The sequence below is a fragment of the Rhodococcus sp. 14C212 genome (assembly GCF_011058195.1).
GTDB classification, from domain to species: Bacteria; Actinomycetota; Actinomycetes; order Mycobacteriales; family Mycobacteriaceae; genus Rhodococcus; species Rhodococcus aetherivorans.
The window spans coordinates 1-9,202 of sequence record NZ_JAALEH010000144.1 but is presented as its reverse complement, the minus strand read 5'-3'; the positions used below and the strand labels follow the sequence as shown (position 1 = coordinate 9,202).

The window sequence follows — 9,202 nt, the reverse complement described above, 5'->3', positions numbered from 1 at the left end:
CGGTGGGGGTGGTCGCCGAACGGGCGGGGGTGTCCCGCGGCGCGGCCCAGCACCACTTCCCGACCCGGGAGGACCTCATCACCGCGGCGCTCGAGTTCATGTTCGACAGCCGGATGGATCTCGCCCGCCGCGACACCGTGGACCTGCCACTCGGGGCCGCCCGCACCGAGGCCGTGGTGCGCCGGCTCGTCGACTACTACACCGGCACCCTGTTCAAGGCGGCGCTGCAGGTGTGGACGGCCGCGGCGGCCGACCCGGAACTGCGGGCCCGCATCGTCCCCCTCGAGGAACACTTCGGCCGCGTCGCCCACCGCGTCGCCGTCGAGCAGCTCGGCGTGGACGAGTCCGACGCCACGGTGCACCGCATGGTGCAGGCCACCCTCGACCTCGCGCGCGGCCTCGGCCTCGCCGACGTCCTCACCGACGATTCGCGGCGCCGGGCCGAGATCGTCCGGCACTGGGCCGCGCAGCTCGACACGGTGCTCGACGCGGCCCGGCAGCGTTCGGCGGCGCAGCACCAGGCCGGTTAGGTTTGTGGCATGCCTCCCAAGCTGGCCACGGTCGCGGTCCTCGGACTCGTCGGTGCCGTCGTCGCCGGGTGCGGCTCGGACCCGCCCGAGGGCCCGGCCGCCGGCGCGTCGCCCACTCTGCAGGTGACCGAGCCGGGCCCGTTCTTCGGCGCGTGCGGGTCGGTCACCGACGACGAGGTGGCCCGGGCCTTCGGGCTGGGGTCGTTCGTGCAGGTCACCCGCAACTCGGTGGGATGCGAATGGGAACTCGTCGGGACGGGCGGCCCGAGCGTGACGTTCTCCTGGTACCGCGGCAGCCCGATCGGCCGCGAACGGGCCGGTTCCGACCTGATCGGCCGGCCCGCGATCGACGTGGAGGTCGACGGCAACCCGGGCTTCCAGGGCTCGGCGCAGAACGACTTCGGGCAGACCGTGCTGTGCGAGATCGGCGTGCAGTTCGGGGGCGACTTCGTGCACTGGTCCGTCACGTACGGGCTCTTCACGCCGGCCGCGGACGCGTGCGTGGTGGCTCGCGACCTGGCCGAGCTCAGCGCGGAAAGGGCACAGCGGTGAAGCGGACGACGTGGACGACACGGGTGGCGACGCTGCCGTCGCTGCTGACCCTGGCCGCGGTGCTCGCCGGGTGCGGCAGCACGATCGAGGGGCAGGCCGTGCCGGAGGGGGCCGGAGCGGGCGGCGCCTCCGCCGAGTTCACGCGCCTGCTCACCGAGTGCGATGCCGTCACCGACGAGCAGATCGCGGAGGCGGTCGGCGTCGAGGCGATCGAGCGCGGGTTCTTCGGGGCGATCTGCCGGTGGGACACCGCAGGTGCGGGCGCGCCGGCGAAGGTCACGTTCAACTGGTTCGAGACCGGTTCCCTCGACACCGAGCGGGAGACCGCGCAACGGCTGGGATACGCGGTCGAGAACACGACCGTGGAGGGCCGGCGGGCCGTGCTGATGCGCCCGCCCGACGACCCGGCGTCCTGCGGCATCTCCGCCGGGGCGTCCACGACGGGGATCTTCGGCTGGTGGGTGCAGTACGCGCCCGGCGCGGCCCCTCCGGATCCGTGTGCGGCGGCCGTCACGCTGGCCCGACTGACCCTCGACCTCAGCAGTTGAGCGCGAGCGGGCCGCCGCAGCTCGCTTTGACCTTGCGCCGCGCCGCCGGGTATCGTTGTGGGTCGTGTCCGGCATGCCCGGGCCGATCTGTGTGCCTATGCGAGGTAGTGCCGTGCGCGCGGTCTGTGGAATCTCCGCAGGAGCGAGCCCCCGGCTGCCTGTGTGGGGGTACGCGACACGCCCGACCTCGTGTGCACACGAGGGGTGGGTGCGGGGCAGCGGCTCTCTTGCCCCAACCGATGGATCCCTAATTTCAGAACAGCCAAGGTTGCTCGTGCGAGCAGTCTTCAGACAACGAGAAAGCCGGTAGATGCCAACCATCAATCAGCTGGTCCGCAAGGGCCGCCGCGACAAGGCCGCCAAGGTCAAGACCGCGGCCCTCAAGGGCAGCCCGCAGCGCCGCGGTGTGTGCACTCGCGTGTACACCACCACCCCGAAGAAGCCGAACTCGGCGCTCCGGAAGGTCGCCCGCGTGCGTCTGACCAGCTCCGTCGAGGTCACCGCCTACATCCCGGGTGAGGGTCACAACCTGCAGGAGCACTCGATGGTGCTCGTGCGCGGTGGTCGTGTGAAGGACCTCCCCGGTGTCCGCTACAAGATCATCCGCGGTTCGCTCGACACCCAGGGTGTCAAGAACCGCAAGCAGGCGCGCAGCCGCTACGGCGCGAAGAAGGAGAAGGGCTGATGCCACGTAAGGGTCCCGCTCCGAAGCGTCCCCTGATCGCCGACCCGGTCTACGGGTCGCCGCTCGTCACCCAGCTGGTCAACAAGATCCTGCTGGACGGCAAGAAGTCCACCGCCGAGCGCATCGTCTACGAGGCACTCGAGCGGGCGCGCGAGAAGACCGGCACCGATCCGGTCGTCACCCTCAAGCGCGCTCTGGACAACGTCAAGCCCGCCCTCGAGGTGCGCAGCCGCCGTGTCGGTGGCGCCACCTACCAGGTGCCGGTCGAGGTTCGTCCCGGTCGTTCGACCACCCTCGCCCTGCGGTGGCTGGTCACCTTCTCGCGTCAGCGTCGTGAGAAGACCATGGTCGAGCGCCTCGCGAACGAGCTCCTCGACGCCAGCAACGGTCTGGGTGCGTCCGTGAAGCGTCGCGAGGACACCCACAAGATGGCCGAGGCCAACAAGGCGTTCGCGCACTACCGCTGGTGAGTCGATGCCGGTCGGGAGGATCCGGTTTTCCCGAAATCCGCCCGGCCGGCCGTTCGCACAACTGTGTCGGTCCCTGAAGGCCGGCTGAACATCCGAGAACACTGGTCCGCACCCTAGGACCGACACGAGCTACGAGCGGGGTTACCTGTGGCACAGGAAGTGCTGACCGACCTGAACAAGGTCCGCAACATCGGCATCATGGCGCACATCGATGCCGGCAAGACCACGACGACCGAGCGCATCCTCTTCTACACCGGTGTGAACTACAAGATCGGTGAGACCCACGACGGTGCCTCGACCACCGACTGGATGGAGCAGGAGAAGGAGCGGGGTATCACCATCACCTCCGCCGCCGTGACCTGCTTCTGGAACAAGAACCAGATCAACATCATCGACACCCCCGGCCACGTCGACTTCACGGTCGAGGTCGAGCGGTCGCTGCGCGTCCTCGACGGCGCGGTCGCCGTGTTCGACGGCAAGGAGGGCGTCGAGCCGCAGTCCGAGCAGGTCTGGCGGCAGGCCGCCAAGTACGACGTTCCGCGCATCTGCTTCGTCAACAAGATGGACAAGATGGGCGCGGACTTCTACTTCACGGTCCAGACCATCATCGACCGCCTCGGCGCCAAGCCGCTGGTCCTGCAGCTCCCGATCGGCGCCGAGGATGCGTTCGACGGCGTCGTCGACCTCGTCGAGATGAAGGCCTACACCTGGCGTGGCACCGTCGACATCGGCGCCGAGCCGACGATCGAGGAGATCCCCGCGGACCTGGCCGACAAGGCCGCCGAGTACCGCGAGAAGCTGCTCGAGACGGTCGCCGAGAGCGACGAAGAGCTCATGGAGAAGTACTTCGGTGGCGAGGAACTCACCGTTGCCGAGATCAAGGGCGCCATCCGCAAGCTGACCGTCGCCTCCGAGCTGTACCCGGTGCTGTGCGGTTCCGCGTTCAAGAACAAGGGCATCCAGCCCATGCTCGACGCGGTCATCGACTACCTGCCGAACCCGCTCGACATCGGCGAGGTCGAGGGCCACAAGCTCGGCGACGAGGAGGAGACCCTCAACCGCAAGCCGAGCAAGGACGAGCCCTTCTCCGCGCTGGCGTTCAAGATCGCCGCGCACCCGTTCTTCGGCAAGCTGACCTTCGTGCGCGTCTACTCCGGCCGGATCGAGCCGGGCGCCCAGGTGCTCAACGCCACCAAGGGTAAGAAGGAGCGCATCGGCAAGCTGTTCCAGATGCACGCCAACAAGGAGAACCCGGTCGACGAGGCGGTGGCCGGCCACATCTACGCGATGATCGGCCTGAAGGACACCACGACCGGTGACACCCTGTGCGCGCAGGACGCCCCGATCGTGCTCGAGTCCATGACCTTCCCGGATCCGGTCATCCAGGTCTCCATCGAGCCGAAGACCAAGTCCGACCAGGAGAAGCTGGGCACCGCGATCCAGAAGCTGGCCGAGGAGGATCCCACCTTCTCCGTCGAGCTGGACGAGGAGACCGGCCAGACCGTCATCGGCGGCATGGGCGAGCTCCACCTCGACATCCTCGTCGACCGCATGCGTCGTGAGTTCAAGGTCGAGGCCAACGTCGGCAAGCCGCAGGTGGCGTACCGCGAGACCATCACCAAGAAGGTCGAGAAGCTCGAGTTCACGCACAAGAAGCAGACCGGTGGTTCCGGCCAGTTCGCGAAGGTCATCATCGCCCTCGAGCCGTTCGTGGGCGAGGACGGCGCGACCTACGAGTTCGAGAACAAGGTCACCGGCGGCCGCGTGCCCCGCGAGTACATCCCCTCGGTCGACGCCGGTGCGCAGGACGCGATGCAGTACGGCGTGCTCGCCGGGTACCCGCTGGTGAACGTCAAGGTCACCCTGCTCGACGGCGCGTACCACGACGTCGACTCGTCGGAAATGGCGTTCAAGATCGCCGGTTCGCAGGCCCTGAAGGAGGCCGCGCGCAAGGCCGCGCCGGTCATCCTCGAGCCGCTCATGGCTGTCGAGGTCACCACCCCCGAGGATTACATGGGTGAAGTGATCGGCGACCTCAACTCCCGCCGTGGCCAGATCCAGGCCATGGAGGAACGCAGTGGTGCCCGTGTCGTGAAGGCGCTGGTTCCGCTCTCGGAGATGTTCGGTTACATCGGTGATCTGCGGTCGAAGACCCAGGGTCGCGCGAACTTCTCCATGGTGTTCGATTCCTACGCTGAGGTTCCCTCGAACGTCTCGAAGGAAATCATCGCCAAGGCGACCGGCGAGTAACCTCGGTTCCGACCCGGTCGGCTGCACGACCAAGTAAGTAACAACCGCACTGCTGCATACTGCAAGCAACAACAGTCCAGGAGGACCCTCAAGTGGCGAAGGCGAAGTTCGAGCGGACCAAGCCGCACGTGAACATCGGCACCATCGGTCACGTCGACCACGGCAAGACCACTCTGACGGCGGCGATCACCAAGGTGCTGGCCGACAAGTACCCCGAGCTGAACCAGAGCTTCGCGTTCGACCAGATCGACAAGGCTCCGGAGGAGAAGGCTCGTGGTATCACGATCAACATCTCCCACGTCGAGTACCAGACCGAGAAGCGCCACTACGCGCACGTCGACGCTCCGGGTCACGCCGACTACATCAAGAACATGATCACCGGTGCGGCTCAGATGGACGGCGCGATCCTGGTCGTGGCCGCCACCGACGGCCCGATGCCGCAGACGCGTGAGCACGTGCTGCTCGCCCGTCAGGTCGGCGTGCCCTACATCCTCGTCGCGCTCAACAAGTCCGACATGGTCGACGACGAGGAAATCCTCGAGCTCGTCGAGATGGAGGTCCGTGAGCTCCTCGCTGCGCAGGACTTCGACGAGGAGGCTCCTGTCGTCAAGGTTTCGGCCCTGAAGGCACTCGAGGGTGACCCGAAGTGGACCGAGAGCATCCTCGAGCTCATGAGCGCCGTCGACGAGTCGATCCCGGACCCGGTCCGTGAGACCGAGAAGCCGTTCCTCATGCCCGTCGAGGACGTCTTCACCATCACCGGTCGTGGCACGGTCGTCACCGGCCGCATCGAGCGCGGTGTCATCAACGTGAACGAGGAAGTCGAGATCGTCGGTATCAAGCCGACCTCGACCAAGACCACGGTCACGGGCATCGAGATGTTCCGCAAGCTGCTCGACCAGGGCCAGGCCGGCGACAACGTCGGTCTGCTGGTCCGCGGCATCAAGCGCGAGGACGTCGAGCGCGGCCAGGTCGTCGTGAAGCCGGGCACCACCACCCCGCACACGGAGTTCGAGGGCCAGGCCTACATCCTCAACAAGGAGGAGGGTGGCCGCCACACCCCGTTCTTCAACAACTACCGTCCGCAGTTCTACTTCCGTACCACGGACGTGACGGGCGTTGTGACCCTCCCCGAGGGCACCGAGATGGTCATGCCGGGCGACAACACCGAAATGTCCGTCAAGCTGATCCAGCCGGTCGCCATGGACGAGGGCCTGCGCTTCGCGATCCGCGAGGGTGGCCGCACCGTCGGCGCCGGTCGCGTCACGAAGATCATCAAGTGAGCTAGTTCTCGCTGACGTCGAACGGCGTCCACCCTTCGGGGTGGGCGCCGTTCGACGTTTCCGTCCCCGGGGGGACGAGCGAATGTATCGTTCATCTCCGTACGCCGACGAAATGCCACCTTCGCTCGGTGGCCTACCCCTGTCCGCCGGATTCGGGGTGGGCCGGATCCAGGTGCAGCAGTACCTGCGTCGCCACGCGGGCCCCGCCCAGCGCCCGGGCGGCCCGCTCGGCGGTCTCCTCGGCGCGAGCGGTGAAGTCGGCGACGTCGATGTTCGGGTCCGCGTACACCGTGATCGACAGGGTCGGCAGATGGCGTTCGACGACGGCCCGGCTGCGGGTGGCCCGCACACCGGGCAGGGCCGCGAGCTCGCCGGCGACGCCGTCGGCCACCGGTCCGAGCTCCACGGCCAGGGTGGCCTCGGTGACCTCGTCGTAGAGCTGCACCCGCGACGTCCGGCGCCGGGAGAAGTTGACCGCCAGGAGCACGATCCCGATCGTCACGCCCACCGCGACGGCGGTCCACAACGCGCCCTCCCACCAGGACTGGTCCGGGACGTCGATGACGCGGGGCCGGTCCAGACGGGCCAGCCATTCCCGGGCGAAGCGCACCTGCCACAGCCAGGCCAGCGCGAAGGCCCCGGCGCCGAGGAGCGCGGCGCCCACGGCGAACGTGAGCATCCGGTTGACCAGGACGGTGCGCAGCTTCATCGCACCGTCCTCGGCCGGTGCACCTGCACCACGAGAGCGATCGGGTCGGCGAGCAGAGCCAGGTTCGGCGCCACCGCCCCCCGGACCGCGGCGACGAGATCGGCGGTCGACTCCTCACCCGAACCCACGACGCTGACGAGCGCGCGACGGCGATCGACGACGGTGCGGGCCGCGTACACACCAGGCAGCGTGGACGCGTGGGCGCTGCACATCCGGGCCAGGTCGGTCCGGCGCATCCACACCGTCGGCACCGGTCCGGACACCTGCAGGGGCACGTGGGTGCGGCGCCGCGGCTTGACCGCCACCACGACGAGCACGACACCCAGCAGCACGAGGACCGCAGCGACGGGCGCGATCCAGCTCTGCCAGTGCAGCCGACCGAACCATTCGAAGGAGTTCCGCAGCCACGGCGCGCCCGCGTACGTCCCGCGGACGATGAGCAGTTCCCGGGCGGCGGCGAACGCGAGTGCCAGGGCGCCCACGGCGATCAGCGCGGCCGCCGGGGCCGCGGCCGGATGGGCCAGGGGCGGCAGCGGCGCGACGACCGGTACGGGAGCCCGGTACTCGGTCCGGGCAACGATGTCGGCCTCGGTGTACTCGACCGGCACCGCCGGTTCGCTGCGCTCGGCCGGCTCGGCGACGGACGTGGCCGCGACGAGCACGTTGAGTTCGTGCACCGGCAGGCCGGTCAGCTCGTGGAGTTGACGGTCGACCGCGTCGTGCACACGCCGGGTGAGGGCGGCCGCGTCGTAGGGCCATTCCGCGGCGATGTACAGGTTGATCGCGACGGCGCCACCGCCGGTGGTGACGTCGGCGCGGGGCAGCTCCCGCCCGGTGAACAGGCTCAGCCCACCGCGCTGGCGAACCACGCCGGGCACCTGGAGGGCAGCGGCCGCGGCGATCCGTTCGACGGCGCGGTCCTTGATCACCAGTTGTCCGCGGTGCCCGACGGGGTCGACCGTCTCGGTGGTGACCTCGTCGGCGCCGGCCTCGGCCGGCAGGGTCCTCGGGCCGGTGGGCGTGGGGTCAGCCACGGCCCCGGCTCCGCAGCAGAGCGCCCAGGTCGAGGAGCCCGTCCCGGTGGGCGCCGATCGCCATGCCGAGGGCGCCGAGCAGGATGCCGAACAGCAGGCCGCTGAAGCCGCCGAGGATGCCCGCGAGGGCCAGCAGCAGTCCCGCGAGGAGTCCGACGGCGGTGTTGCTGACAGGGGTGTGGTTCACTGGGTCACCTCACTGGTCGGGTGCTCGCCGTCGGGTGACGGGATCCGTAGGTCTTCGATGGTCACGTCCACGGGGACGCCGAGCAGCGGCTCGAGCCGGGCGCGGACGGCGGCCGCGACGGCGTACAGGTCGGCCGGGTACTCGACGACGACGTGTACCGCGCACTTGTCGGAGCCGAGGCGGATCCCGGTGACGCGCCGGCCCGGCAGATAGGTCGCGACCTCGCCGAAGGCTCCGCCGTGGAGGTCGGCGACGCCGGGCACGGTCCGGGCGGCGGCCGCGGCGAGTTCTGCGGGCTCGGCGGGGGTGGTCATTGGACGCGGGGTTTCAGGTCGTCGGCGACACCGGTGGTCTCGTCGAACAGCACGACGTCGAAGACGGTGATGTTGACTTCGGTGACCTCGAGGCCGGTCATCCGTTCGACGGCCGCGATCACGTTGTGGCGGATCGCGACGGCGAGTTCGTGCAGGGCCACGCCGTATTCGGCGACGATGCCGATGTCGATCGCGGCCTGTTTCTCCCCGACCTCCACGGCGACGCCCTGGCCGTGGTTGATCCGCGCGCCGGGAATGCGGTCCCGCAGGGCCCCGACCACACGTGCGGTGCCGGCGCCGACGTCGTAGACGCCGCTGATCTCGCGGGTCGCGATTCCGGCGATCTTCGCCACGACCGCGTCGGCGATGATGGTGCGCCCCTGGGTGTCGACCGGTCCCGGCGCGATTCCGTTGCCGAACTGCACGCGGCTGACGCCTGCGCCGCTGTCGCTGGTCATGGGGGCTCCTCGTCGGCCTGCCGGATGAAGGTCTGTCCCCTCCGACTGTAGTAACTCCAGGCCGCCCCGGGTGCGGGGCGCGCGGCTCGCACGAAGGCGCCCTGTCCGGACGCCCAGGTATTTGGTAAAACAGTTGCACGGATTGCGGTGGCGTGGGTCACTGCCGGCGGAGGGTGGAGCGG

General features: G+C 69.1%; 12 protein-coding genes. 7 read left to right on the top strand and 5 right to left on the bottom strand.

All coding sequences use genetic code 11. The annotated features are described in order from the left end of the window. The 7 genes from G6038_RS29280 to tuf form a co-directional block, all read left to right on the top strand. Positions 1-530: TetR family transcriptional regulator (locus tag G6038_RS29280; protein ID WP_165042251.1), on the top strand; the 530-nt coding region annotated here is incomplete at its 5' end. Positions 531-539: 9 nt separating this feature from the next. Beyond that, positions 540-1,082, top strand: a complete 543-nt coding sequence (locus G6038_RS29275) for a DUF3558 domain-containing protein (protein WP_165042249.1) — start codon at positions 540-542, stop codon at positions 1,080-1,082. Between the two features lie 23 nt (positions 1,083-1,105). Continuing rightward, positions 1,106-1,630: a DUF3558 domain-containing protein gene (locus G6038_RS29270; RefSeq protein WP_165042253.1), complete on the top strand. Its 525-nt coding sequence runs from the start codon at positions 1,106-1,108 to the stop codon at positions 1,628-1,630. Positions 1,631-1,940: 310 nt separating this feature from the next. After that, positions 1,941-2,315 (top strand): 30S ribosomal protein S12, encoded by a 375-nt coding sequence (gene rpsL / locus G6038_RS29265; protein ID WP_003937662.1) that lies wholly within the window; start codon positions 1,941-1,943, stop codon positions 2,313-2,315. After that, entirely contained in the window at positions 2,315-2,785 is a 471-nt protein-coding gene (rpsG, locus tag G6038_RS29260; RefSeq protein WP_003937663.1) for a 30S ribosomal protein S7, read from the top strand. The genes rpsL and rpsG overlap by 1 nt, the downstream gene beginning before the upstream one ends. 147 nt (positions 2,786-2,932) lie before the next feature. Further along, positions 2,933-5,035 (top strand): elongation factor G, encoded by a 2,103-nt coding sequence (gene fusA / locus G6038_RS29255; protein ID WP_165042247.1) that lies wholly within the window; start codon positions 2,933-2,935, stop codon positions 5,033-5,035. A 92-nt stretch (positions 5,036-5,127) separates the two neighbouring features. Next, on the top strand, positions 5,128-6,318 hold the full coding sequence (gene tuf / locus G6038_RS29250) for an elongation factor Tu (RefSeq protein ID WP_006936215.1): 1,191 nt from the start codon (positions 5,128-5,130) through the stop codon (positions 6,316-6,318). Between the two features lie 133 nt (positions 6,319-6,451). Here the strand turns inward: tuf and G6038_RS29245 are convergent, their stop codons facing one another. The 5 genes from G6038_RS29245 to G6038_RS29225 are packed head-to-tail and all read right to left on the bottom strand — an operon-like array spanning position 6,452 to position 9,020. Further along, positions 6,452-7,027: a hypothetical protein gene (locus G6038_RS29245; protein WP_165042245.1), complete on the bottom strand. Its 576-nt coding sequence runs from the start codon at positions 7,025-7,027 to the stop codon at positions 6,452-6,454. Beyond that, a complete protein-coding gene (locus G6038_RS29240) occupies positions 7,024-8,061 on the bottom strand; it encodes a DUF6286 domain-containing protein (protein ID WP_165042243.1) in 1,038 nt (345 codons plus the stop codon). The genes G6038_RS29245 and G6038_RS29240 overlap by 4 nt, the downstream gene beginning before the upstream one ends. Next, entirely contained in the window at positions 8,054-8,248 is a 195-nt protein-coding gene (locus G6038_RS29235; RefSeq protein ID WP_003937668.1) for a hypothetical protein, read from the bottom strand. The genes G6038_RS29240 and G6038_RS29235 overlap by 8 nt, the downstream gene beginning before the upstream one ends. Beyond that, positions 8,245-8,562, bottom strand: coding sequence for a hypothetical protein (locus tag G6038_RS29230; RefSeq protein WP_165042241.1), 318 nt, complete (start codon positions 8,560-8,562; stop codon positions 8,245-8,247). Before G6038_RS29230 ends, G6038_RS29235 begins: the two co-directional genes overlap by 4 nt. After that, positions 8,559-9,020: an Asp23/Gls24 family envelope stress response protein gene (locus tag G6038_RS29225; RefSeq protein WP_006936221.1), complete on the bottom strand. Its 462-nt coding sequence runs from the start codon at positions 9,018-9,020 to the stop codon at positions 8,559-8,561. Before G6038_RS29225 ends, G6038_RS29230 begins: the two co-directional genes overlap by 4 nt. Between the last annotated feature and the right edge of the window lie 182 nt (positions 9,021-9,202).

Coding starts and splice junctions, on each gene's coding strand:
- G6038_RS29275 (WP_165042249.1), top strand. CDS start 540: ATGCCTCCCAAGCTGGCCACGGTCGCGGTCCTCGGACTCGTCGGTGCC.
- rpsG (WP_003937663.1), top strand. CDS start 2,315: ATGCCACGTAAGGGTCCCGCTCCGAAGCGTCCCCTGATCGCCGACCCG.
- rpsL (WP_003937662.1), top strand. CDS start 1,941: ATGCCAACCATCAATCAGCTGGTCCGCAAGGGCCGCCGCGACAAGGCC.
- G6038_RS29230 (WP_165042241.1), bottom strand. CDS start 8,562: ATGACCACCCCCGCCGAGCCCGCAGAACTCGCCGCGGCCGCCGCCCGG.
- G6038_RS29225 (WP_006936221.1), bottom strand. CDS start 9,020: ATGACCAGCGACAGCGGCGCAGGCGTCAGCCGCGTGCAGTTCGGCAAC.
- G6038_RS29245 (WP_165042245.1), bottom strand. CDS start 7,027: ATGAAGCTGCGCACCGTCCTGGTCAACCGGATGCTCACGTTCGCCGTG.